At 30.1% G+C, this 24,832-nt stretch carries 26 protein-coding genes; 16 read left to right on the top strand and 10 right to left on the bottom strand.

Features of this window, described 5'->3' with window-relative positions; all coding sequences use genetic code 11:
- The first annotated feature begins 169 nt into the window (after positions 1 to 169).
- The gene (locus G9F71_RS14295; RefSeq protein ID WP_164949903.1) at positions 170 to 2,179 is read left to right on the top strand and encodes a YgiQ family radical SAM protein; all 2,010 of its coding nucleotides are present in this window, start codon (positions 170 to 172) and stop codon (positions 2,177 to 2,179) included.
- A 48-nt stretch (positions 2,180 to 2,227) separates the two neighbouring features.
- Here G9F71_RS14295 and G9F71_RS14290 read toward each other — a convergent pair whose 3' ends face one another.
- Positions 2,228 to 2,416 carry a hypothetical protein gene (locus tag G9F71_RS14290; RefSeq protein WP_164949774.1) on the bottom strand — a complete coding sequence of 63 codons (189 nt, stop codon included), beginning with the start codon at positions 2,414 to 2,416 and terminating at the stop codon, positions 2,228 to 2,230.
- 193 nt (positions 2,417 to 2,609) lie between these two features.
- Here G9F71_RS14290 and cysK point away from each other — a divergent pair, with 193 nt between their 5' ends.
- Positions 2,610 to 3,512, top strand: a complete 903-nt coding sequence (gene cysK / locus G9F71_RS14285) for a cysteine synthase A (protein WP_164949773.1) — start codon at positions 2,610 to 2,612, stop codon at positions 3,510 to 3,512.
- A 72-nt stretch (positions 3,513 to 3,584) separates the two neighbouring features.
- A complete protein-coding gene (locus G9F71_RS14280) occupies positions 3,585 to 4,064 on the top strand; it encodes a hypothetical protein (RefSeq protein ID WP_164949772.1) in 480 nt (159 codons plus the stop codon).
- 67 nt (positions 4,065 to 4,131) lie between these two features.
- Here the strand turns inward: G9F71_RS14280 and G9F71_RS14275 are convergent, their stop codons facing one another.
- The 4 genes from G9F71_RS14275 to pgmB form a co-directional block, all read right to left on the bottom strand.
- Positions 4,132 to 4,719, bottom strand: a complete 588-nt coding sequence (locus tag G9F71_RS14275) for a protein kinase (protein WP_164949771.1) — start codon at positions 4,717 to 4,719, stop codon at positions 4,132 to 4,134.
- An 85-nt stretch (positions 4,720 to 4,804) separates the two neighbouring features.
- On the bottom strand, positions 4,805 to 5,260 hold the full coding sequence (locus G9F71_RS14270) for a hypothetical protein (RefSeq protein ID WP_164949770.1): 456 nt from the start codon (positions 5,258 to 5,260) through the stop codon (positions 4,805 to 4,807).
- A gap of 176 nt (positions 5,261 to 5,436) precedes the next feature.
- Entirely contained in the window at positions 5,437 to 7,746 is a 2,310-nt protein-coding gene (locus G9F71_RS14265; RefSeq protein ID WP_164949769.1) for a glycoside hydrolase family 65 protein, read from the bottom strand.
- 98 nt (positions 7,747 to 7,844) lie between these two features.
- On the bottom strand, positions 7,845 to 8,492 hold the full coding sequence (gene pgmB / locus G9F71_RS14260; RefSeq protein WP_125001741.1) for a beta-phosphoglucomutase: 648 nt from the start codon (positions 8,490 to 8,492) through the stop codon (positions 7,845 to 7,847).
- A 482-nt stretch (positions 8,493 to 8,974) separates the two neighbouring features.
- Between pgmB and G9F71_RS14255 the strand changes: the two genes are divergently transcribed.
- Positions 8,975 to 9,973 carry a LacI family DNA-binding transcriptional regulator gene (locus G9F71_RS14255; protein WP_164949768.1) on the top strand — a complete coding sequence of 333 codons (999 nt, stop codon included), beginning with the start codon at positions 8,975 to 8,977 and terminating at the stop codon, positions 9,971 to 9,973.
- Positions 9,974 to 10,061: 88 nt separating this feature from the next.
- Positions 10,062 to 11,951, top strand: coding sequence for a type I pullulanase (pulA, locus tag G9F71_RS14250; protein ID WP_164949767.1), 1,890 nt, complete (start codon positions 10,062 to 10,064; stop codon positions 11,949 to 11,951).
- A gap of 148 nt (positions 11,952 to 12,099) precedes the next feature.
- Here the strand turns inward: pulA and G9F71_RS14245 are convergent, their stop codons facing one another.
- Positions 12,100 to 12,282, bottom strand: coding sequence for a hypothetical protein (locus G9F71_RS14245; RefSeq protein WP_125001750.1), 183 nt, complete (start codon positions 12,280 to 12,282; stop codon positions 12,100 to 12,102).
- 424 nt (positions 12,283 to 12,706) lie between these two features.
- On the opposite strand from G9F71_RS14245, the gene G9F71_RS27350 reads away from it, so the two are divergent.
- A complete protein-coding gene (locus G9F71_RS27350) occupies positions 12,707 to 12,835 on the top strand; it encodes a hypothetical protein (protein WP_263488226.1) in 129 nt (42 codons plus the stop codon).
- Positions 12,836 to 12,958: 123 nt separating this feature from the next.
- On the opposite strand, the gene G9F71_RS14240 is transcribed toward G9F71_RS27350, so the two are convergent.
- On the bottom strand, positions 12,959 to 13,174 hold the full coding sequence (locus G9F71_RS14240) for a YwbE family protein (RefSeq protein WP_125001753.1): 216 nt from the start codon (positions 13,172 to 13,174) through the stop codon (positions 12,959 to 12,961).
- 193 nt (positions 13,175 to 13,367) lie between these two features.
- Between G9F71_RS14240 and G9F71_RS14235 the strand changes: the two genes are divergently transcribed.
- On the top strand, positions 13,368 to 14,003 hold the full coding sequence (locus tag G9F71_RS14235) for a hypothetical protein (RefSeq protein WP_164949766.1): 636 nt from the start codon (positions 13,368 to 13,370) through the stop codon (positions 14,001 to 14,003).
- A gap of 219 nt (positions 14,004 to 14,222) precedes the next feature.
- Positions 14,223 to 14,381, top strand: coding sequence for a hypothetical protein (locus G9F71_RS14230; RefSeq protein WP_164943594.1), 159 nt, complete (start codon positions 14,223 to 14,225; stop codon positions 14,379 to 14,381).
- Positions 14,382 to 14,510: 129 nt separating this feature from the next.
- Here the strand turns inward: G9F71_RS14230 and G9F71_RS14225 are convergent, their stop codons facing one another.
- On the bottom strand, positions 14,511 to 14,999 hold the full coding sequence (locus tag G9F71_RS14225) for a hypothetical protein (RefSeq protein WP_374197413.1): 489 nt from the start codon (positions 14,997 to 14,999) through the stop codon (positions 14,511 to 14,513).
- A 244-nt stretch (positions 15,000 to 15,243) separates the two neighbouring features.
- On the opposite strand from G9F71_RS14225, the gene G9F71_RS14220 reads away from it, so the two are divergent.
- The 6 genes from G9F71_RS14220 to G9F71_RS14195 all read left to right on the top strand — a co-directional run bounded on the left by G9F71_RS14220 (position 15,244) and on the right by G9F71_RS14195 (position 21,905).
- Positions 15,244 to 16,317, top strand: coding sequence for a protease complex subunit PrcB family protein (locus G9F71_RS14220; RefSeq protein WP_164949764.1), 1,074 nt, complete (start codon positions 15,244 to 15,246; stop codon positions 16,315 to 16,317).
- Between the two features lie 187 nt (positions 16,318 to 16,504).
- Positions 16,505 to 17,557 carry an FAD:protein FMN transferase gene (locus G9F71_RS14215; RefSeq protein ID WP_164949763.1) on the top strand — a complete coding sequence of 351 codons (1,053 nt, stop codon included), beginning with the start codon at positions 16,505 to 16,507 and terminating at the stop codon, positions 17,555 to 17,557.
- Positions 17,558 to 17,654: 97 nt separating this feature from the next.
- Positions 17,655 to 18,527 carry a tRNA 2-thiocytidine biosynthesis TtcA family protein gene (locus tag G9F71_RS14210; protein WP_164949762.1) on the top strand — a complete coding sequence of 291 codons (873 nt, stop codon included), beginning with the start codon at positions 17,655 to 17,657 and terminating at the stop codon, positions 18,525 to 18,527.
- A 253-nt stretch (positions 18,528 to 18,780) separates the two neighbouring features.
- Positions 18,781 to 19,938: an efflux RND transporter periplasmic adaptor subunit gene (locus G9F71_RS14205; RefSeq protein ID WP_164949761.1), complete on the top strand. Its 1,158-nt coding sequence runs from the start codon at positions 18,781 to 18,783 to the stop codon at positions 19,936 to 19,938.
- Between the two features lie 49 nt (positions 19,939 to 19,987).
- Positions 19,988 to 20,680, top strand: a complete 693-nt coding sequence (locus G9F71_RS14200) for an ABC transporter ATP-binding protein (protein WP_164949760.1) — start codon at positions 19,988 to 19,990, stop codon at positions 20,678 to 20,680.
- A 13-nt stretch (positions 20,681 to 20,693) separates the two neighbouring features.
- Complete coding sequence (locus G9F71_RS14195) at positions 20,694 to 21,905, top strand: ABC transporter permease (RefSeq protein WP_164949759.1); 1,212 nt, start codon at positions 20,694 to 20,696, stop codon at positions 21,903 to 21,905.
- Between the two features lie 25 nt (positions 21,906 to 21,930).
- Here the strand turns inward: G9F71_RS14195 and G9F71_RS14190 are convergent, their stop codons facing one another.
- A complete protein-coding gene (locus G9F71_RS14190) occupies positions 21,931 to 22,203 on the bottom strand; it encodes a hypothetical protein (RefSeq protein WP_164943586.1) in 273 nt (90 codons plus the stop codon).
- Between the two features lie 193 nt (positions 22,204 to 22,396).
- Between G9F71_RS14190 and G9F71_RS14185 the strand changes: the two genes are divergently transcribed.
- Positions 22,397 to 23,767: a hypothetical protein gene (locus tag G9F71_RS14185; protein ID WP_164949758.1), complete on the top strand. Its 1,371-nt coding sequence runs from the start codon at positions 22,397 to 22,399 to the stop codon at positions 23,765 to 23,767.
- 96 nt (positions 23,768 to 23,863) lie between these two features.
- Positions 23,864 to 24,202, top strand: coding sequence for an arsenate reductase family protein (locus G9F71_RS14180; RefSeq protein WP_125001784.1), 339 nt, complete (start codon positions 23,864 to 23,866; stop codon positions 24,200 to 24,202).
- 9 nt (positions 24,203 to 24,211) lie between these two features.
- Here G9F71_RS14180 and G9F71_RS14175 read toward each other — a convergent pair whose 3' ends face one another.
- A complete protein-coding gene (locus tag G9F71_RS14175; RefSeq protein WP_164949757.1) occupies positions 24,212 to 24,766 on the bottom strand; it encodes a biotin transporter BioY in 555 nt (184 codons plus the stop codon).
- Between the last annotated feature and the right edge of the window lie 66 nt (positions 24,767 to 24,832).

The following is a 24,832-nucleotide window of genomic DNA, read 5'->3' as shown; positions in this document are numbered from 1 at the left end:
CTTGCTTTCTAACAAAAACTTTTTTCATATTGAAATTAATGAATAAATGAAAATATAATAAGAAATTCTTTTATTTATTATTTTAAAGAATTAAAGCGCAAAGAATGCTATAATTGTATTTTGAATTATATATTGTGATTTACGATTAAAGCAAAAGAAGGTGGAAGTAATTAAAGATAATAAATATTTACCTATTAGTAAAAGTGATATTTTAGATAGAGGTTGGACCGAACTAGATTTTATTATAGTAACTGGTGATGCATATGTAGATCATCATAGTTTTGGAACAGCAATTATTTCAAGGGTTCTAGAAAATGAAGGCTATAAAGTAGGAATAATAGCTCAACCTGAATGGAAAGATACAGAAGATTTTAAGAAACTCGGCAAACCAAGACTAGGATTTCTAGTTAATGCTGGTAATATGGATTCTATGGTTAACCATTATACAGTAAGTAAAAAAATAAGAGAAAAAGATTTGTATTCTCCTGGTGCAAAGATGGGTCTTCGGCCTGATAGAGCAACAATAGTCTACTGCAATAAAATAAGGGAAGCATACAAAGGTATTCCTCTTATTATTGGAGGAATAGAAGCAAGTTTAAGGCGATTTGCACATTATGATTATTGGAGTGACAAGGTAAGAAAGTCTATGCTAATCGATAGTGGGGCAGATCTACTAATATTTGGTATGGGTGAAAAACAAGTTGTTAACATTGCAAATAAATTAAATGAAGGTATAGATATAAAAGACATAACGCGAGAGCTTGGAACCTGTTATGTATCAGAGAACATAGAAAATATTGGTGACCACGTTGAAATAGCATCCTATAAGGAAGTCTGCAATGATATGAAAAAATATGCACAGGCTTTTAAAATACAATATGATGAACAAGACCCAATTCGTGGTGGCGTTATAGTACAAAAGCATACTAATAAGTATCTTGTGCAAAACAAACCAGAAATGCCACTTACTAGAGAAGAATTAGATGTTGTTTATGGCTTGCCTTATCAAAGAAATTATCATCCTATGTATGAAAAGATGGGTGGAATTCCAGCTATAGAGGAAGTTCAGTTCAGTTTAGTTAGTTCAAGAGGATGTTTTGGTAGCTGTGCTTTCTGCGCCATAACATTTCATCAAGGTAGAATTGTGCAAAGTAGGAGTGAAAATTCATTAATAGAGGAAGCAATAGAAATTACAAAATTAAAAGGTTTTAAAGGATATATTCATGATGTAGGAGGTCCAACCGCCAATTTTAGACAACCTGCATGTGCTAAACAATTAAAAGTAGGTGCTTGTAGAGATAAACAATGCTTGCATCCTGCTCCTTGTAAGAGTTTAAATGTTGATCATATGGAATATTTAAATTTGCTTAGGAAACTTCGAGAATTGCCAGATATTAAAAAAGTTTTTATACGTTCAGGTCTGCGTTATGATTATATTATGGCAGATAAAAATGAAACCTTTTTTAATGAACTTATTAAGCATCATGTAAGTGGGCAACTAAAGGTTGCACCAGAGCATGTTTCTCATAAAGTTTTAAAATTTATGGGTAAACCAGCGGGTAAAACTTATGATAAATTTAGGGAAAAGTTTTATAAGGCTACTGAGAAAATAGAAAAAAAACAATATCTTATTCCTTATTTAATGTCTAGCCACCCAGGGTGTCCAATGAGTTCAGCGGTAGAACTTGCAGAATATCTTAGGGATACTAATTATCAACCTGAACAAGTTCAAGATTTTTATCCAACTCCAGGAACACCATCAACAACTATGTTTTATACTGGACTTGATCCAAATACCCTTGAAGAAGTTCATATACCTAAAACTAAGCATGAAAAAGCCATGCAAAGGGCATTACTTCAATATAAAGATCCTATGAAATACGATTTAGTATATTCAGCATTAATAGAAGCAAATAGAGAAGATCTTATTGGTTATGGCCCTAAATGTTTAGTAAAACCACGTGGGCAAAAAAATAAAGAACATTTAAGTAACACAAACATAAAATCAAAAGAAATAAGAGGCAAAGATAAAGGAAATAATATAAAAAGTAGCACTAGAGATAAACCTATAGATAAAAATTTTAAAAAGAAAAATAAGCCCACAATAACTGAAAATAAGACCAATCATGGAAGTAGACAAGATAATAAAAATAAGGTAAGAGGCAAAAAAAGAAAATAGTGAGTTATAGAAAACGCCTACATCCAGTTTATGGATGTAGGCGTTTTTTTATAACTCAACTTTAACTATTTTGTTTATACATTTCTCTTCTACTAGTTCGCTTTTGCTTAAACCCTTTCGAAAATATCTAATTTGCTTATATTTAACTTTATTCATCTCAAAATCCAAAACATCTATTCTATCGCCTTTATAAATAACAGCTTCTTTACTACCTTTTAAAAATACTTGTACTTCCATAGTTTTATTTATTAGCTACAGTGTAGCTACTCCTTTCATTGTTTAATGGTAAAAAAATCATATGTTACTATTTAAATTATAGTGCCATTATCTACATTTATCAAGGCGAAACAAGCAAAGAAATTAATAATAGTTAACCATTTATTTATTAGTGAATATAATATTAATAAAACAATCGTAGTAGGTGATTAAAATGTATACTAATAGTATTCTAAATTTAATTGGAAATACACCACTTATAAGCTTGAAAAAGCTATATGATTCAAATATATTTGCTAAGGCTGAATTTCTTAATCCAGGTGGAAGCATAAAGGACAGAATTGCAAAATTTATGATTGAGCAAGCAGAAAAGGAAGGACTGCTTACGCATGGAATGACAATAATGGAAGCTACATCAGGAAATACGGGTATAGGGATAACATTAGTAGGAATTCAAAAGGGCTATAGAGTTGTTATTGTAATGCCTGAAAATATGAGTGAGGAAAGAAAGAAGATAATTAACTTGCTAGGAGGAGAACTTATATTAACACCTAGGTCAGAAAATGTAGAAGGAGCTTTAAATGAAGTTAAACGGCAAATAGAGGCTAATTCCAATATTTTCGTGCCTAATCAATTTTCTAACATTAATAATCCACTAATTCATTATAATACAACTGCCGTTGAAATATGGAGTGAACTTCAGGGCAATGTAGACATTTTCATATCAGGCATAGGTAGTGGAGGAACACTTCAAGGTATCGGTTCATTTTTAAAAGACAAGAACCCTAAATGCGTAATTGCTGCAGTAGAACCAAAGAATGTTTCTGCCCTTTTAGGGCATACTCCCGGATTCCACAAGATACAAGGAATAGGGGATGGATTTATTCCAAAAGTATTAGATGTTTCATTGATTGATGATATAATAATGGTTACTGATGAAGATGCTATTGAGACTTCTAAAAAAATAGCAAGGGTAGCAGGAGCTTTAGTTGGAATTTCTTCTGGAGCAAATATATGGGCGGCAAAAAAAATGGCAGAGAAATATGGGAAGGATAAAAATATAGTGACTATTTTGCCAGATAGAGCGGAAAGATATTTTAGTATGGATTTGTTCTAAGATAAAGTTAAAATGCAGATATCTTTTTACTGAAAATCTAATATAGATTTATTTCTAAAAGGAGATAATAAAATGATTTGTAAAGAATATTTATTAGATGCTAATATAGTTATAAAAGTGTGGAATAAATATCCTACCTTATTAGATACTATTGAAAATGTAGAATGGGTTGATTTTAAAATCTCTGAGGAAATTGCTGGAGAGTTATCCGTAAAAGAATATGCAAAGTTCAACGAAGACTTTGTACTGTCAAATAAATTTTTAAAATTATTAGGGCATATTATTACTAATAATTGCCCCAGTTTTACTGAAGATTGCATAGGTGGTAATCCTATTAAATATGAGAAGAATAAAAATATATATTTTGTTAATGGAGATAAAATTTCTATAAATGACTATAGCCTAATCCATATTTGCGAAAGGAATAAAGATTATACCCTTGTGACTGAAGATAAAAAGATGCTCAGAAGTGCAAAAATCATATTAGATGATTCAAGGGTATTAAACTTTGATCAATTCGTAGATGATTTAAAAGAATTAAATGTATTATAATGACGCAACATAAAAGGCTACAATTTAGTGAATTGAAGCCTTTTATGCTGTTTTAAACTATTGAAATTTATTTGATGTTTTTTTCTAAATATTGTTTGAAATTAAAATTCCATAACTCATAAATTTTAGAATTTTCATCACTAACTGCTGATAAAAATTCATCTAGCACGCCTAAGTTATTTAGGCCTTTCATTAGATGTCTAGGATAGATTACTTTCTTCGAATAATTATTCTTAGGATCAATGACAGTAATTGAAAAATCTTCTTTTAAGTACAAGTCTTTACACCTAATATCTAGTCTCTTAAAATTTAGCTTCTTGAATTCTTCAATAAGCCTTATAATGTTATGTGAGATTTCTTTATTTATACCATGCTTTTTTATATATTTGTCTAGCCGCTCTCCACTTGCATAATCTCGTACAATGTAGTAATCTCCATGTTCATAAACTTTAGGAAAAAATTTACTTCTTCTAGTTTTCATAAAAATATCATATTCCTTGCTACAAATTCTTTTATTTTTAAAAATTTTGATTACTCTTTGGTTAGGAAGGGAATATACTATTCCATTATGACCAGACCCTAAAAATTCTGATGTTCTAAGCATTTTTTCTACTTTGGTATTTAATTGAATATAATAATCGGACTTTTCATTCATATTATCATCTTCTTTATAATTATATTACTATATTATATGATAGAAGTTTGTAAGTATTTCTTAGATATGAATAAAAATAATATAATTATTTTTTATCTAGATAAATTTTGTTATCCCATGCCATTTTTATTGCATCATTAATATTATTTGCAAATTTGTTCCTATAAGAAACAAAATTTCTCCCATCTTGAATTATTTTGCCGGTGTTTTGGGGAGGTTCTTTAATTTTAAAAACCATATCATTGAGATCTTCTAGCCTTTTAATTAGGCTAGTATTTTGTTTTTGGAGTTCATCAGCATAAGTGTCAGAATTACATTGAACTATATTTGAATTAATTAATGTTTCAGAATACTGAAAGCCTTTAAATATTCCCTTATAATAGGATAGTTCAATAAAATCGCGAATTCTAAGTGAGCTGGTTTGTTTTAATAATGATTCTATATAAAAATCCTCTATATCATCCTTCTTAAAGCCGCTTTTAACTGCTCTATTCATAACTCTATCTGCTATTGCTTTAATTTTTATATTCTTAAAATTCATAATTTTCCTCCACTGTTTAATTTTTCTTTTGATTGTTTGAAATTAATTATAATTTAACCCCATATAATCTTATCAAAATAAGTGCCATGAGTAAACAAAAAAACCTCAGCACTAAAAATATATGCTGAGGCTTATTGTTTATTTAAACGTTTTTCGTTTATTTAAACGTTTTTCGTTTATTGTATTGGAATTTCTAATAAAGCATTTCCATTTAAAGTGTAATCACTGTTATAAATTGATAAGTTAACTGATATGTCATTTTCATTTTGTATTTGAAGAATGCTATCATTAAATTTAATGTTTAAAAGTGCACCTCTAAAGGTTATTTTAAAAGAGCATGAGTGCCAGTGTTTAGGGATAAATGGATTTAATGTTAATTTATTATCGCAAACCCTGAGCCCTCCGAACCCATGAACTACTGCCATCCATGTTCCTGCCATACTAGTAGAGTGACAACCATCCTTTGTATCGTTGTTATAATTATCAAGATCAAGTCTAGAAGTCCTTAAATACATTTCATAAGCTTTATCATAATTCCCGATTTTTGTAGCTAATATAGTATGAATGCAAGGGGACAAAGAGGACTCATGTACAGTTCTAGGTTCATAAAAATCAAAATTTCTTTTAATTGTATCAGTATCGTATTCCCCTTCAAATAAGTAAATACCTTGAAGTACATCAGCTTGTTTTATAAAGCAGGAACGTAGTATTCTATCCCATGACCAGTTTTGATTTATTGGTAGATGCTTTTTATCTAATTCACTAACTAATATCTGCTCTTTATCCATATATCCATCTTGTTGAAGAAAAATTCCAAGTTCTTCATCACAAGGATAGTACATATTTTCAATGATATTATTCCAAGTAATAATTTCTGAATCCTTAAAATTAAGCTTTTTCTTAAGTTCACTTAATCTTTCAGGTTCATTTTGGATTAGGTAATTTAAGACCTCAATTGTATACTTTAAAGTCCAGCAGGCAATTTTATTTGTATACCAATTATTATTTACATTATTTTCATATTCATTAGGTCCAGTAACACCTAGAATCACATATTTATTTTTACTTTTTGAGAAAGTAGCTCTTTGAGCCCAAAATCTTGATATAGCTGTAAGTACCTCAAAACTGAATTCACCAAGGCAAGACTTATCTCCAGTATAATTCACATAATTATAATTAGCATAAGCTATGGCTCCATTTCTGTGTATTTCCTCAAAAGTTATTTCCCACTCATTATGGCATTCCTCACCATTCATTGTTACCATTGGATAAAGGGCTGCTCCATTTGTAAAACCCAATTTCTCAGCATTTTCTATGGCTTTGTCTAACTGCTTGTACCTATATAATAAAAGGTTCTTTGATACTTTTTCCTGTGAAGTACTTAGATAAAAGGGTATGCAATATGCTTCGGTATCCCAGTAAGTGCTTCCACCATATTTTTCACCAGTGAAGCCTTTCGGGCCTATATTTAGCCTGTAATCTTCTCCCGTATAGGTCTGATTTAATTGGAATATATTGAATCTAATTCCTTGCTGCGCTGGAATATCGCCTTCAATAACTATATCGCTTTCCTTCCACTTTTCTTCCCAAGCATCAGCTTGCTCTTTTAGTAATGTTTCAAATCCATCCACTTTAGCTTTGCTGCAAAGTTTTTTAGTTATTCCAATTAGCTTATCTTTTTCATAATATCTTGAGGAGGTATTTGCAACATATTTATAAATTACCACTTCATCATTTTCATTGCAATGAACTAACACATTATTAGAAATATATTTTTCACTTTGCTTAAATTCTGCAATTGGTTTAATAATTTCACCGTTTTTAGTTATTTCATAGGTCATATATGTGCAGATGTGGAAATCTAATTTCTTAGTTTTAAGCATCATATATCCTTCATAAGGTTTAACTTCACTAGAAATTTCATCCCAGAACTTCTCGTCATAATTGGAATCAGAATTCATAACATCTCCATCAAGGTAAGGCGTAATCTCTAGTTTACCTTTAAAGTTCAATGGTTTTATAGAATATTTTATTGTGCCTATTTCACCTCGCGTCATACTTATAAATCGTTTACTGTTTACTTCAATCTCATTACCGTTTGAAAGTACAGCCACAAAGCTTCTTTGTAAATATCCTTGTTTCATGTTCAAAACTCTCTCAAATTGTTTTACAGTGCACTTAGCAAGATCTAGTGAAATATCATTAATTTTAATGTTTATACCAATCCAATTTGTTGAATTTAAAACCTTAGCAAAATATTCTGGATAGCCGTTTTTCCACCACCCAACCCTTGTTTTGTCAGGATAATAGACACCTGCTATATAATTGCCTTGAAGAGATGTACCACTATAATCTTCTTCAAAATTTGCCCTTTGTCCCATATATCCATTACCTAAACTAAAAATACTCTCAGATATTTCATTGTTATCTGCATTAAATCCTTGTTCAATAATATTCCATTCGTCTAATTTATAATAGTGTTTCATTAAAATCCTCCTAGTTATTCTCCAGGTAAAACAACAATTCTCAATTGTTTCCCCTTGGATGTTCTCTGGGGCACAAAACAATTCTCAATTGTTTTGCCTTATAGTTTTAATTTATCAAAAGTCATATCAGAAAATCCTGCTAGGACTAAATGAGCCATTTTTAATATATTTTTAGAACCTATTCCAATGCAATACATTCCAGCATTAATGGCAGCTTCCACTCCAGCCTCCGCATCTTCAAAGACAATGCACTCACTAGGCAATACCTTAAGTGCCTCAGCGCCTTTTAAGAAAACTTCAGGGTCAGGTTTTGCTTTAGAAACTTTTGTACCATCAATTATAGCATCAAAATAATTCGTTAAATTTAACTTATCAAGAATAAGCATAGAATTCTTACTTGCAGAACCTAATGCAATTTTTATGCTATCTACTTTAAGACTTTCTAAAAAACCAATAACCCCAGGTAAAATATCCTTTGGAGTTAAATTGGAAATATAATCCACATACCAAATGTTCTTTTTTTGGGCTAGTTGAATTTTTGTATCAGAGTCTAGTGTAATATTTCCTATCTCTAATATGATATCCAATGACCGCATTCTGCTTACACCTTTTAATCTTTCATTGTCTTGCAATGAAAACTGAATGTTTAATTCCTGTGCTAGTCTCTTCCATGCTAAATAATGATATTTAGCAGTATCTACCAATACTCCATCTAAATCAAATATAACTGCTTTAATATTGTGCATAGCTTCCTCCTTTATTTTATGTAAATTATTATATCAATGAAAGTATTTACTTTAATATGTTAATGTATATAGTTATATAATAATATAAAATGATGGATTTGTGAATGCGTTTGCACAAAATAATTTGTATTATTTTTTATACGTCAAAACATTGTGATTGGAATAATGAAATAGTATACATTCAACAAATTCAATGGTGTACCAAACTAAGTATAGGTAAAGTAGTTATACCAACAAAAGTAAAACAATATTATTATTGACAGGAGTTAAGCTAAAAGATTATAATCAGGGTAAATAATTTGCAACCGATTGCATAAAAATGGCGTAGCACTTAACTATAATTGGGATTCCTTTATATGAAACTAATATATTAATGTAATTCATATAATGTCTAACACTTATTTAAGCGAGCCTTGCACAATATTACATTTAATAATATAATCAACATAGAATATTTTTATAAATTAGGAAGTGAAGTTTTCATGTCGGTAACTATAAGAGAAGTAGCAAAGCTTGCAAATGTATCACCCTCCACAGTTTCAAGAGTAATTGCAGATAATCCTAAAATTAGTGATGCAACAAAGCAAAAAGTTTATAAAGCAATGAAGGAAATGAATTATCATCCTAATGCCATAGCTAGGAGTCTAGTTAGTAAAACAACAAAGACTATAGGACTTATTTTACCTAACACGGATGAAGATTTATTTGTTAATCCATTTTTCATTCAAATTATGAGAGGCATAAGCCATTATGCGCAAAAAAAAGGATATTATATTATGTATACTTACAGTAGTAATGAAGATCAAGAAGTAGAGTATATAGCAAGTTTAATGAACAGTAGAAGAGTTGATGGCATTATTTTACCAGTAGTAAGGAAAAATGACAAATGCATTGCTTATTTAAAAGAAGCTGATTATCCTTTTGTAGTAATAGGTAAACCTGAAGATACAGAAGGGCTTTTATGGGTTGATAATGATAACTTTCACGCCATGTACAGTGTTGTTAATTATCTAATACAAAAGGGTGAGAGAAAAATTGCGTTTATAGGAGGTTCGCCTACACTTAATGTAACTATAAATAGGTTAGAAGGTTATAAGAAAGCTATGGAGAATATTGGCGTAAAAATAGATGAAAATATGATACAAGTAGCAGAATTTACAGAAACTAGTGGTTATGATGCTATGAAAAGAATTTTGGAGAACTCAAGTCCTACAGCTGTTGTTACCACTGATGATTTAATAGCATTTGGTGCCTCAAAAGCTATAAACGAAATGGCGCAAGAGCACATTTCAATTGTTGGGTTTAATAATACTCCATTGACTGCCTACAGGAATCCAGCTCTATCTTCAGTTGATATTAATTCTGAAGAATTAGGTTATTTTGCAGTTAAGCTATTAATAAACAAATTAGAGAATGAGAAAGAATATATAACCAACTATATTATTGATACAAAATTAGTTGAAAGAGAATCAACTAAATAACTCTAGATTTCTGGAGTTATTTTTTAAATACATACATATTATTTAGAACATAGTTTTTTTATTATTTTTTAAGGAGAGAGATTAACTAATGGAAAATGTATTAGAAAGCATAGAATTCACTTACGATGGAAACGATTTAGGCGCAGTTTATACTCCTCAGTATACAATCTTTAAGGTTTGGGCACCTACTGTGGAAAAAATCACAGTAGTCCTGTATGAAACTTTTAGTGATGATCTGGGACAGAGACATTCCATGACTAAAGGACAAAAAGGCGTTTGGGAACTTAATCTTCAGGGCGATTTTAAAAATAAATATTATAATTATTTAGTATTAAATAATGGTGTAGAAAAAGAAACACCAGATATCTATACTAAAGGGTGCAGTGCCAATGGTAAAAAAGGTATGATTGTTGATTTTAGTTCTATAAATCCCGTCAATTGGGAAAATCACCTAAGAGCATTACCAATTAACAGAACACAGGCAATAATATATGAAATTCATATTAGGGATTTTTCAGTATGGGCGGACTCAGGAATTAAAAATAAAGGCCAATATTTGGGTTTTGCTGAGAAAGACACTAAAACCTCTGAGGGTATTGTTACAGGACTTGACCATCTTATAGATTTAGGAATAACTCATGTTCATTTACTGCCTATTTATGAATTTGCAAGTGTGGATGAAACTGTGGGTGGATATAACTGGGGATATGATCCTTATTTGTATAATGTTCCAGAGGGTTCTTATGCTTCAAATTCAAATGATGGCACTGTGCGAATTAGAGAGTTTAAGACTATGATTCAAGCTTTGCATGAAAATGGTATTAGTGTAGTTATGGATGTTGTATATAATCACTCTTTTGCTATTGATAATTCACCAATGGATATCTTGGTTCCAGGATATTATTATAGGAGAGATGAGAACGGAAACTATACTAATGGTTCAGGGTGCGGAAATGAAATAGCTTCAGAAAAACTAATGGTAAGAAAATTTATAGTAGATAGCATTATGTTTTGGGCCCGCGAATACAAGATAGATGGATTTAGATTTGATTTAATGGCTCTACATGATATTGATACAATGAAAGAAGTAGCCCGGCAAGCAAAAATTATTAATCCAAATATTATTATCTACGGCGAGCCATGGACAGGTGGAGAATCATCATTAGACCCGTCAAAACAAGTAAGAAAAGGAAGCCAAAGGGGTCTGCAAGTATCTTTATTTAATGATGATATGAGAAATGCAATAAAGGGAGATAATGACGGCAACTGGGCAGGCTTTGTAAATGGTTGCGGTGGTCTCGAGTCAGAAATTAAGAAAGGTATTGTTGGTGGCATTAGATATAGCAATGAAATATGTAATTTTGCGCAAGAACCTGGAGAATCAATAAACTATGTAAGTTCACATGATAATTTATGCTTATATGATAAATTTGAAAAAAGCAATCCGAGTAATACTCCTTTAGAAAGAGAAAAAATGAATAGATTGGCACTGGCTATAATTCTTACTTGTCAGGGCGTGCCTTTTATTCAAGGAGGAACAGAAATACTAAGGACTAAACAAGGAAACCACAATAGCTATAATTCTGGTGACGCTGTGAATGGAATAGACTGGAGTAGAAAAGCTGAATTCATGGAAACTTATGAATATATTAAGGGGTTAATCTCTTTAAGAAAAAGCCAAAAAGTTATGACCTTAGACAATGATTGTGAGGTAATAAAATCCTTGGTATTCCTTGAATCACCTTATAATTCTGTGGCATACCAACTAACTTCAAACTTCAAAGAGGATTTTAGTAAATTAATTATAATTCATAATTCTAATAACGGAGAAATAAAAATAGTATTACCAGATTCTAATGAATGGAAAGTTTTAGCCAATGAATATGAAGTGGATAAAACAGGTGTAAGCAAGGGAACAAAAACTTGTATTAATGAAGTAAGTATACCTTCCATTTCTACATATATATTATGTAGATAATGATTAATCAAGAATTTTTTTGGAGTAGAGCGTACCTAAAGTGACAATATATAGAAATGGAAAAACCTGCAATCACAAGATTTGCAGGTTTTTGATTTATTCAAATTCATATTGTAAATTATTAATTGCTTTGATATAATACCAAACTCTAAGGCTCTATTTCAATATAAGCTATTGCCTTTTTGTTAAACAAGTATTTCTTACCCATTGTATTGACCTCATGAGGTCTGGAGTTTTCAAAATTGTAAAACCAGCTTTTAAATAAATCAGCTTCGGATTGTTTTAAATCAAGTAATTCTTTGTCACCACTAATAAAAGAAATCGTTAACATTTTATGCCCTCCCTATAAGTAAGTATTCTATACTTAGACATATTCTATACTAAAGAGAAATTTCCTCTATTTGTAGTACTATTTATTTAAATTATTTATTATTAAAATTAAACACCTAAATTTTTCCAAATAATTTTATAGAAAAAAAAGAAACCTTCACTAGACTGGGACAGTGATAGATTTGCTTTTTTATAATTAGTCTAAACATTCTAAACATTCATCAATTACTTCTTCTGTAATTTCAAATAATTCGTCTTTTTTCATATAAATACCTCCTTATTGGTATACAAGGTCACAAAACAAATAATAACTGTTTTGTCCTTTAATTTAATCATAAATCTTGCTATAACAAATTGTGTTATAAGCGTTATCAGTACATTATTCAACAAAATTTTTAATAAGGGATTCATTAAGAGATTTTAGAATGAAGAGGGTAAGAATTGAAATTTTAAAATTCATGTCTTCTCTTGTTAAGGATTTTAATGATCCGTTTTTTACTACGTATTCGGGAGTAGTTTATAACTTTAAAAAATTATTTGTTTCTACTAGGTAACTTTATTATTATATATCATTTTAATCGAAAATGCAAGCGCAATTTTAAATTAAAATGAAAAAGCCAATTTACCATTGAATATTTACAATAGTAAATTGGCTTTTAACTTTAAATTATTAGTTGTTATTTTGATATAATGACTTGAACTCTACCTACCTGACCATCTTCTAACATAACTTTTATCCCTCTATGATGCACAGCAGAGTTGGTTAAAAGCCTCTTTACTACACCTCTTGTTAGTGTATTAGTTCGTTGGTCTTTTTTTAAAACAACATCTACAGTAGTTCCTATAGGTATATTGTTTCTTATTTGTCCTCTATTATCATTTGGTGTAATCATGTGCTTTTAGTCTCCTTCAATAAAATTACTTTAAAGCATAAACTTAATTATCCATAAAGTTTATGCTTTATATATAAACAATACTCTAATTATCATTGTCTTGTCAAAAAAATTAGAAAAGGCTATAAGAATAAAATATATTTATAGGGAAAATATAATGTAGAAAATATTTTTTTGAAAAGGAGAAATTGGAATGTACGAATTTTTGCCATTTATACCTGCTCAGCTTATATCATCTATATCTATTATAATTGGTGCTATTTTAGGCGGAATTTTCAGTTGGTTTATAGCCAAAAATTCTACTTGCAAATCAATTGAAACACAAAGTAAAATTGAAAAAACCAAAAGAGAATATCAAGAGCAAGATAAAGAGCTTAAACTCAATGAGTATGCCACTATTATTCAATTAGACATATGTACTTCCTTATTTCAAAGTTTAAGAATGTTAAAAGAATTTGATGGTAATAATAAAACTAGTATTTATCCTGTACCTATGAACTTTAATTATGCTGAGGCTATTGTAGCTTTAACTAAAATCTTTAATTTAAAAGAAATGAGCTATATCTATCAGTTATATGGAATTATAGAAAAATTGAAAAATGATACAAATGGGTATCATTTTGATGATAGGCATTATACTTTAATAAAAGAAGATTGTGAGATGTTTATTAAAAAACTTTATGGAAGCAATTTCTCAAAAGCATTAGACTTTGATATGGATAAAGTAAGTTATGAAGGGTTATTTGATAATGAGATTATAAAAGTGGAATATAAAAAGGTGTTAATTAAGTTAGGCAGCATTGTGGCAAGGATAGGAAAAGGTATTTGAGAAGGTAAATCATCATTTTTATAAAAAAGTACTGTTACATTTAAATATTATATTGAAATCTTGAGTGAATTAAGATAAACTGATTAGTAGGGAAAACAACAAGTTGAGTTTGTGTAGTGAATAAAAATATAGAAAATAAAAATGTATAAATTATAAACTTAAACATAAATTCTATAGTATCTAACATACTTTGATTTGCTACAAAAGGAGGAAAAATTTATGTCAAGTAATAATATTGAAATGATGAAAAAAATTATTGAGGAAAAGAAAAAGAAAAGTTCTGAGCAAGGTGGAATTTCAAGACCAGATAAGGTAATTGGAAAACAAAAAAAAGCAGCAAGAAGTACTAAAAAAACTGGCGGTTTATTTGATAGATAGAAATATATTAGTAATAGTTAAAATAGATAAGTCTCTCATTTAGAGGTGCTTTTTTCTAAAAGCAATAAGTGCTAGATTTTCTAGCACTTATTAGTACTTTAACAACATTTCAACTTCCAAGGTGATGATTTAATCTAGTCCAATAATAGTGCAATCTTTTTCTAAAATATCTCTGGCTTCTAAATAGTTACATAATTTAATAAATTCTTCTATTTTGTTAATGTTGCATAAATTTCTCAAATCAATAACAATACCAGTACTTCTATGCTTAATAAATTCCATGTTGTATATTTCGGTTTCTATAAAACCTTTTTTCCAATGATAGACACAGGCGCAGTAATCATCCCAGTTTTTTTCGAAATACTTTACTTTTGCATAACAAAGTCTATAAATTTGGAATATTATGCCTAAAGTTGAGGCTTTTTTAGTGAATTTATAGCTAAAATATTCCTGAGTAGGGTACTTATCTTTGACTCTTTGCCAATACAAGTTTTCATTACATATAAGGCAATATTTATCTATTACTTTGCTCTTTTCTTCTCCTAATTCACTCTTTAAACATTTATCTCTAGTTTCTTGAGTGCTTGTTTTTAGAATTTCGTAATCCAAATAAATCACTCCCTTATAACTCTATTAGTTACTAAAACCTACCATATAAATTAACAATATTAGTAGTTACAAATATAGGATATACCTTGTTAAACAGATAGTCCAATATTTATATACAATAGATATTGATGTAACTATTATAATTTTTATAAAACTGTCACTTTATTATTAAAATATTTTAAATTATGAAACATTACGCATTATACTATCGTCTAATAGATAAAGAATATTTATAAAATTGGAGGTAAAATTTATGAAGAGTAAAATAATAATTGGGCTAATATTGACTATGTCATTTACTTTTACATCACTGCCTGTTTCTGCATTAAATTCAAATGTAATAAGTGATGTTCCTAAACAAAGTATTACAGTTAATAAAATAAACTTTGAAGTAATAAGTGAAAAGGATGCCCCACAGATTCTAATGGAAATGGTTAATAAAAATAAAGATACAAAAGGCTTTGTTTTTACAGTAGATGATTCAACTGGTTATATTTACATTGCGGTAATGAGCGGTACTAAACCTACGGGTGGATATTCTATTGAAGTTAAAGGGATTGAAGATAATGAAGGGAAAACTAATGTATTTGTTAAAGAATTAATTCCAACAAAAGAAACCATGGTAACACAAGTTACAACGCAGCCTTATACAATTGTAAAGGCAATAGGAATAACACCAAATATAACCGTTAGAAACCAAAAAGACGAAAATTTTAATAATCTTACCATGGAAAAAGTACAGTCTCCTATAGGGATTGATTCTATGAGAGGAATTCTTAAAAAAATCGAAACTATAGATAAAAATACCTATGTTACTATTTTAGATGAAAAAGGCAACTATCAATATTATTATTCATCAAATCCTAAAATAGTTAAGGATCTAAAGGTTTCGGATAGTGTATTTATTAAATATGTTCTAGGTACTCCTTTAAAATATAAAGATAATATGGCAATGCCTTTAAATCAGATTGCTCTAAACAGTCTTGCATCAAATATTCAAAACAAAAATTGGAAAGAATTTAAAAATTTTACTAATGTAGTAGAAGATAAAGAATGGACAATTAAATTTAATATAAGTATTAAAGATTTGAATTTTAATGGAGATACAGTATATGTTTTAGATAGTTTAGGAAATAAAGTGGATGTTGAATTAAGTGTAAGTTATGATAAGAAGTATGGGAAAGTTACACCACTTACAAAGTATAAATCTTCAGAAACCTATTATCTATTTGTATCAAAAAATATTGCAGATGAATGGCAAAATAAATCTACTATTGAAGGGTATAGAATGATGTTTACAATAAGGGATATAGTGACAGTAGAATAATCTAAAGATAATAAATTGACTATTTTTAATAAAAATTATATAATAAGTTAATTATTTATTAAATTTATCTTGAAGGACTTTAGACTCAGGTCTAAGGTCCTTCTTATTGATAAAAAAACATTACTGATATTATAATAAACTTTAAGCCAAATGTAATTGATTAAATGGGAAAAAGAGGTGTATAATTATGATTTTTTCGTCAAAGAATAAAAAATTCAAGATTATTGCAATATCTATTGTACTAGCAATAACGCTATCTGCTTGTTCTAAAAAAGTTACAAAGCCAGTAGAACCAATTTCTAGTACTGAGTTTTTAATGGGAACTGTGTGTACAATTAAAATCTATGATAAATCTTCTACTAAAGTACTAGATAGTGCTTTCAAAAGAATTCGTGAAATTGAAGATAAAATGAGCATCAATAAAGAGGCTAGTGAGGTTATAGATATAAATAATGCAGCCGGAGAAAAGCCAATTAAAATTTCTGATGGAACCGTTGAGGTTCTTAAAGAAGGTTTGAAATTTGCAGGATTAACAGGTGGAAAAATGGATATAACTGTAGGCCCCCTTGTAAAATTATGGGGAATAGGTACTGATGCAGCAAGGGTGCCTTCAAAAGGTGAAATTCAAGAAAAAAAAGCACTGATAAATTATAAAAACTTAATATTAGATGAAAAAAATAAAACAGCATTTCTTAAAAATAAAGGTATGATAATAGATTTAGGGGCTATAGCTAAGGGATATACTGCTGATGAAGTATCAAAGGTTTTAAAAGACAATGGCGTAGAACATGCTATTATAAACCTTGGGGGTAACGTATTTGCTATGGGTAAAAATATTACTGGAACTCCTTGGAAAATAGGAATTCAAGATCCTTTTACGCAAAGAGGTGATATTATCGGAATGATCCAAGTAGAAAATAAATCCATTGTTACTTCGGGTATTTATGAAAGATATTTTGAGAAAGATGGTAAGAAATATCACCATATTTTAAGTACTAGCACAGGATATCCTTGTGATAATTCTATAGCAGGAGTGTCCATAGTAAGTGAAAAATCAATTGATGGAGATGCTCTTTCTACTAGTGTGTTTTCATTGGGATTAGAAGACGGTATGAAATTCATAAATACCATGCCTGGAGTAGAAGGTATTTTTATAACTAAAGATAAGCAGGTATACACTACCACAGGATTAAAAGATAATTTCAAAATCACAAATGCAGAATTCACATTAAAAAATTAGAAAAGAAAAAAACATACTATAAATTCCATTACACTTTTCAAAGACAAACTCTTCTTAAATATGCTATAATATTCTAATGTATTAGAGGGGTGATTTTATGAGTAGTATTGCAGGAGAAGGTTGTGAAATAAGAGTTCCATTTAATGAAAGAAAACCAATAGCTGAAATAGAACGCAGTCTTATTACAACCTATAGAAAACATATTTGGTCAAAATTCACTAAAGCTATAGTGGATTATAAGTTAGTTTGCCAGGGTGATAAAATCGCTGTGGCTATCTCTGGCGGTAAAGATAGTCTAATAATGGCTAAATTATTTCAAGAGTTACAACATTACGGCGGTGTTAATTTTGAATTAGAGTTTATTGCAATGGATCCTGGTTATCATGAAAATATAAAAGAATTATTAATTGATAATTGTAAGCACTTAAATATCCCGGTGAAAATATTTGAATCAAGTGTTTTCCATATAATTGATAACATAGCAAAAGATTATCCTTGTTATATGTGCGCTAAAATGCGTCGTGGAGCTTTATATGCAAAGGCAGAAGAGCTAGGTTGCAATAAACTTGCCCTTGGACACCATTTTAATGATGTTGTTGAAACTACTATGTTAAATATTCTTTATTCAGGAAACTTTAAGACTATGCTTCCAAAATTAAAAGCACAAAATTTTAAGGGAATGGAATTGATTCGTCCTCTTTATTATATTGAAGAACAATATATTGAAGATTTCACTCAAAACAGTGGTATTTGGCCACTTAATTGTGCCTGCATGGTTGCAGCTAAAAAGATAGGAAACAAGCGCCATGAAATTAAAGCTTTAGTTAAAGATTTAAAGAAAAATTTTAGTGATGTTGATAAATCTATTTTTAGAGCTGCACAAAATGTAAATATGGATTCTATTTTAGGTTGGCAAAAAAGTGGAGAAAATTATTCGTATTTAGATTTTTATGATAAAGATGAAGAATAATAAACAGCAGTGGAACAATTATTAAGTTCTACTGCTGTTTATTATTAAATTGAAATATATTTTTTCGTTTATGTATATCTTAGAAAAATTAAAGAAATGCTTTAGAAAGAGTTTATAACAGTATTGTATAATATAAATATTAGGGTGGGTTTAGAAAAATAAAATTTAAGGAGTATTATCTGTACTAAATAAATACAAGATAGATAATAAGTAATAGATTTTATCTATATTCAGAAGCATATAAGGAGGACTAATGATGAAAAAGAAAACAGTAATTTATGCATTAATTGTAGTAGGTATTTTAAGTGGTGTTTTTCTAATAAGTGAAAAAAAGAAGGCTAGTAAAATTGTAACTGTAAAAACTTCAATAGCTGCGGTAGGCGAACTTAAATCTTATATATCTACCACCGCAAAAGTGAATTCAAAGAGTAGTAAAGAATATTTTGGTCTTCAATCTAAAATTAAAAAAGTTAATGTATCAGTAGGAGACAAGGTTAAAATAGGTGATATCCTAGTAACTTATGATACTATAGATTTAGCTTCCACGGTTAGTCAAGCTCAAATTCAATATGATAATGCATTACTTGCTAAAAAAGATTTGTATAATCAAAATGATAATATTAAAAATAAAATTGCAGATTTGGCTAAAGAAATTGCAACATTAGAAAAAAGCACAAATCCAACGGATAAAGTAAAATTGGAAAGTTTAAAACAACAAAAGAGTGCCTTATCACCCTTTTCCTCGGAGAAGTTAAAGCAAACAGATAATTCTGTAAAGCTAGCAGAATTATCCTTGAATTCGGCTAAGCAGAAGCTAGTAGAAAATAAAAGCACAATTATATCTACCAATTCCGGAGTTGTAACAACCCTTACGGCTGTAGAAGGTGCCATAGGGAATGGTATGGAAGCCGTGGTAGTAGTCCAAGATATAGAGAACTTAAAAGCAATCGCCTCACTTGGAAAATATGATGCAAGTAAAGTTAAAATTGGTCAAGAAGTAATAATTAAAAATGGAGAAAAAACCTATAAAGGTAGTGTTTCATTTATAGACCCCGCAGCGACTAAAACAGTGGGGGTAACCGGAAGTGAAACAACATTAGCAGTAGAAATATTTATTCTAGATAAAGCTCCAGATTTAAAGATAGATTTTGATGTAGACATAGACATATTAGTAGGTAAAGCTGCAAACGCTGTTAAAATACCTTCAGAAGCATTAAAGATAGAAAAAGGTGGCAAAAGTTTAGTATACGTTGTTGAAAAAAATATAGTGCATGAAAGACAGGTAACTATTGGATTCCAGTCAGATACTGAAGTTCAAATAAATAAAGGGGTAAAAAAAGATGAAAAAGTTATATTGAACCCTTCAACTTCAATTGTGGAAGGCATAATTGTAAAAGATGCAAAGAATTAAAGTAAAATGCAATTGTTTTGTACCCCAGGGAATACAAGGAGGAATATAAATGTTAGAGGTAAAAAACCTTATAAAAATATACAAAACTGGAGATCTTGAATTCACAGCCCTTAAAAATATTAGTCTTAAAATTGAAAAAGGAGAGTTTACATCAATAATGGGGGCTTCTGGCTCTGGGAAATCTACTTTGATGAATATACTTGGCTGTCTCGATAAAATGAATAGTGGTAAGTATATTTTAAATGGACGTGATATTTCAATTCTCAGCGGTGATGAACTTGCTTATATAAGAAATAAAGAAATAGGATTTGTATTCCAGTCATTTAATCTTATTCCAAGAATTAGCTTGCTTGACAATGTTCAGCTTCCTATGATGTACGCGGGTATACCTGCGAGGGAGCGTAGGGAAAAAGCCCTTTATGCACTTGAAAAAGTAGGGCTATCAGATAGAGTACGTCATTTGCCAAATGAAATTTCAGGAGGACAAAAGCAAAGAGCTGCTATCGCAAGGGCCATAGTTAATTCTCCAGCGGTGATCATGGCCGATGAGCCCACTGGGAACCTTGATTCTAAGTCTTCAGAAGATATAATGAAGATATTTGAAGATTTGAATAATGAAGGAGCTACAATCCTTATGGTAACCCATGAAACTGATATTGCAGAACATACAAATAGAATAGTAAGGTTTAGAGACGGTGAAATTGTATCTGATTCTATTGTTAAGCATAGAATCCTTTTATAAAGGGAGTGAAAGTATGAATATATTTGAAAGTGTAAAAACAGCATTAGAAAGTATAAAGGCTAATAAAATGCGATCTTTCCTTACTATGCTTGGAATAATAATTGGTATAAGTTCAGTTATAACAATTGTATCGCTTGGTCAAGGAGGTCAAAAAGCTATCACAGGTGAATTCGAAAAATTGGGGGCCTCTTCACTTACAGTTAAAGTAAGTGGAGAAAATCCTCAATCAACAGATTATATAACCTTAGAGGATGTTAAACAGATAAAACAAAAAATTGAGAGTATTAAATATGCAAGTCCTGCCTTTCAACTTCAAGGTACTGTTTTTTCTGATAAAAAAAGTAAAAACGCTTTTATGAGGGGAGGCTCTCCAGATCTTGCATATATAAATAACACAGAAATTATTTTTGGAAGATATTTTAATGAAAAGGAATACGAGCAAGCAGCCGCAGTAGGCATAATTGACGAGGCTGATGCAATTACATTGTTTGGTTATTCTGATGTAGTAGGTCAAAGTATAAAAATAGGGCAAAATGCATTAATGAAGAAGATGACTATTATAGGTGTTGAAAAAGGAATATCTTCTCCTTTTGGAAAGGGCGGAAATTCTGGTAAACCTATTATAATAACGGCACCGGTAACCTTCTTAAGTACCCTACAGTCCAAGGAATTTAAAATAAGTTCAATAACAGTAGTTGCAGATTCACAAGATAATAGTGAATCCGTAGGAAACGGGACAATAAAAATGTTAGAATCAAGACACAATAACCGCGGCAAGGAAATATATTCAGCAGACAATGCACTCGCCGTTCTTGAGCAAATTAACAGTGTCCTTGGAATATTCACAGCTTTTATAAGCGCAGTTGCAGCTATATCTCTACTGGTTGGTGGTATTGGTGTAATGAACATAATGCTTGTGTCAGTGACTGAGCGAACAAGGGAGATAGGCATAAGAAAAGCAGTAGGCGCAACAACTAAAATAATACTAATGCAGTTTTTAATAGAGTCAGTTATTCTATCCTTAATAGGAGGTATAATGGGAATGATTTTGGGCATTGTTGGAGCTGAGATAATAGGAAGTTTTGCAGGAATAACGCCAGTTATATCTTTGGCATCCATAGTTGGTTCCATTTTATTCTCTTCAGCGGTAGGTGTTTTTTTTGGTATCTACCCAGCTAAAAAAGCAGCAGAATTAGATCCAATTGATGCCCTCAGATATGAGTAAAATTAAAATAGTGCCTGTGAGGGCACTATTTTTCATTTTCTTTTAATTCTTCTATCAGAAATTTATCAAAATAAATTTCTTCTATAAAATTATTTTCATCAAAACTAGTTTTATGTCTTTTATTATATTCATTAACATTTGATTTTAGCCAATAAGGTGTTGATATATCAAATTTATAACATAACTCTGTTATGCACGCTTTTAAATTTTCTTGATAACTGTCTTGGATTTCCGATACTGACACTTCATCTTCAATAATTCTATTATCATAAATTAATTTCCCCCAAATTTTTAACATCTTTGCCTCCTCTTTTTGAAAATATAATTTTATTGTGAAATATTTTTTATTAGTCATAAGTCTATCATAAATAATAATTAAAGTCATGAAATATATTTGAAAGGTTGATTTATTATATATTGCATGTTTTTAACCCTTTTCGGAAACAATACAAATTGATTATTTTATAAATATACAGGAGGAATAAAAACACATGATAAATTTAAGTACAATCCATTATGCATATATAATCATCATTGTAATAATTATTGTGATAATTACACTTAAAAAGGATGTTATACTTCCATGTGTTTTAGGCATTGGGATAATAGGGTATATTTTTACAGGTGATGTTTTAGAAGCTGTGCAGATTATATATAAGGCGATAGTTGTATCTGGAAAAGAATTTATTGAAGTAGTTGTCCTTATTGCATTAGTTAATGCAATGTCTAGTGCCTTAACTGACATTGGTTCAGATGAGATAATTATAAAACCTTTGAAGAAATTAATGATAAACAAAACTATGTCTTTTTTTGTTCTAGGTATAACTATGACTATGGTTTCATTGTTTATTTGGCCAACACCTGCCGTGGTTTTTATAGGTGCCTTAATGGTACCTGTAGCAGTAAAATCTGGAGTACCTCCTGTATGGGCTGCAGTAGTTTTATGTATATTTGGCAATGGAGTTGCCTTATCTAGCGATTTCATTCTTCAAGTAGCGCCATCCATAACGGCCAAGACTGCGAATTTGGCAAGTCCATTAGGAATTATTAAAGATTGTATTCTCTTTTGGGGGGTAATGAGTATAGTTACTATAACTACAGCATTTATACTTATGAGAAAAGACAAAAGTACAGAAATTGTGGTTAATGATAAAATAACTGAAACTAAAGAATTAGTGCAAAAACAGTCCATTGGACCAAAAGTCATAGCAATAGCTACTCCTTTAGCATTTATAATAGATATAATATTCATAACCAGATTAGGTTTAATAGGCCCAGAATCTACAGCTTTAATAGGTGGAACAGCCGCAATAATAATGATAATTTCATCTATAGTTCATACTGGTATTAAAACATCCTTAGGCGAGGTTACTAAATATGTTAAAAGTGGTTTTACTTTTGGCATAAGTATATTTGCACCAATTATTATTATCGGTGCTTTCTTTTTTCTAGGAAGTGAAAATACAGCAACTGCTATTTTGGGTAATGGTGCTAGTGGTATTTTAACTGATATAGGAATATATGCAGCCAGCAAGGTTCCCCTATCCAAATATTCTGTGATAGGTATACAAACAGCAGTAAGTACACTTCTTGGGCTTAGTGGTTCAGGTTTTGCGGGCCTTCCTCTTGTTGGAACTTTAGCTAACACATTTTCAACCGCCATTGTTATAGACAAAGAAAAGGTGGCAGCATTTGGTCAAATCATCACTATTTGGATAGGTGGTGGAACTATAATTCCTTGGAGCGTGGTTGCCGCAGCAGGAATATGTAAGGTTGAAGCCTATGATGTAGCTAGGAAAAATTTTATACCTGTTACTTTTGGAATAGTAGCAACAGTTATAATGGCTATAATAATATTATAGTTGTTTTTTAGGGTGTCTTAATAATTAATTGAAATCAATGCTATAATTAATGGTAGCATAAAACACACACTAATATATTTTAAGGAGATTAAACAAATGAATATTCAATGTTTTGGAACCAAAAAGTGTTTTGATACACAAAAAACAGAACGATATTTTAAGGAAAGAACTATAAAATATCAATTCATAGATTTAAATATTAAAGGACTGAGCAAGGGTGAACTACAAAGTGTAAAAAAATCCATAGGTTTAAATAACTTAATTAACACAAAATCAAAGGATTATAAAAAATTAAATTTAGATCAAATTAGAGGAGAGGAAACTAAAGAAGATATTCTATTGAAAAACCCACAACTTTTTAAGACTCCTATAGTAAGAAATGGTAAAGAAGCTACAGTGGGTTATGTACCAGAGATATGGACAACCTGGGAATAGTAATACATATTACTTCGAATTTAGATATTTTGATAACCTAGGAATTAATTGCTTTGCTAGGATTATAGCTATAATTGCTTTTATAATATCCCCAGGTATAAATGGTATGCAAGCATATTTAAGAGCTGCATAAAAATTTATGCTTTTTCCTAAGTAGTTTGTAAAAATAAAATAAAAGTAAGGTACCCCTATAATATAGATTACAAAACTTCCTGAAACAACAGAAAATATTATTTTAGAAAGAGACTTGTTTTTTTCTGTAAGCTTGCCAATTACATAAGCTGCAACTATAAAAGACAATAGAAATCCAAAGGTAGGGCTAACTACAGCAGTTAAACCTCCAGTTCCAGATGCGAAAATAGGCACTCCAATCAAGCCTAAAATAACATAGGTAATTTGAGATAGTGCACCGAGCTTTGCACCTAATATAAGTCCAGATAAAACAACAAAAAGAGTTTGAAGTGTTACAGGAATTGGGCCTATCGGTATTGAAATAAAGCCTCCCACTGCTGTTAGTGATGTAAATAATGCAGTAATTATTAAATCTCTTGTAGATAATTTCAAAATAAATTCCTCCCTAAAAAGTTATAAATTAACCTAATACTAATATCTATCTAGGTAGATATGTTA

Origin of the sequence: Clostridium sp. FP2, from assembly GCF_011065955.2 — a bacterium.
In the GTDB taxonomy this organism is placed as follows: Bacteria; Bacillota; Clostridia; order Clostridiales; family Clostridiaceae; genus Clostridium_AD; species Clostridium_AD tagluense.
This window is presented reverse-complemented; position numbering and strand designations above follow the sequence as displayed.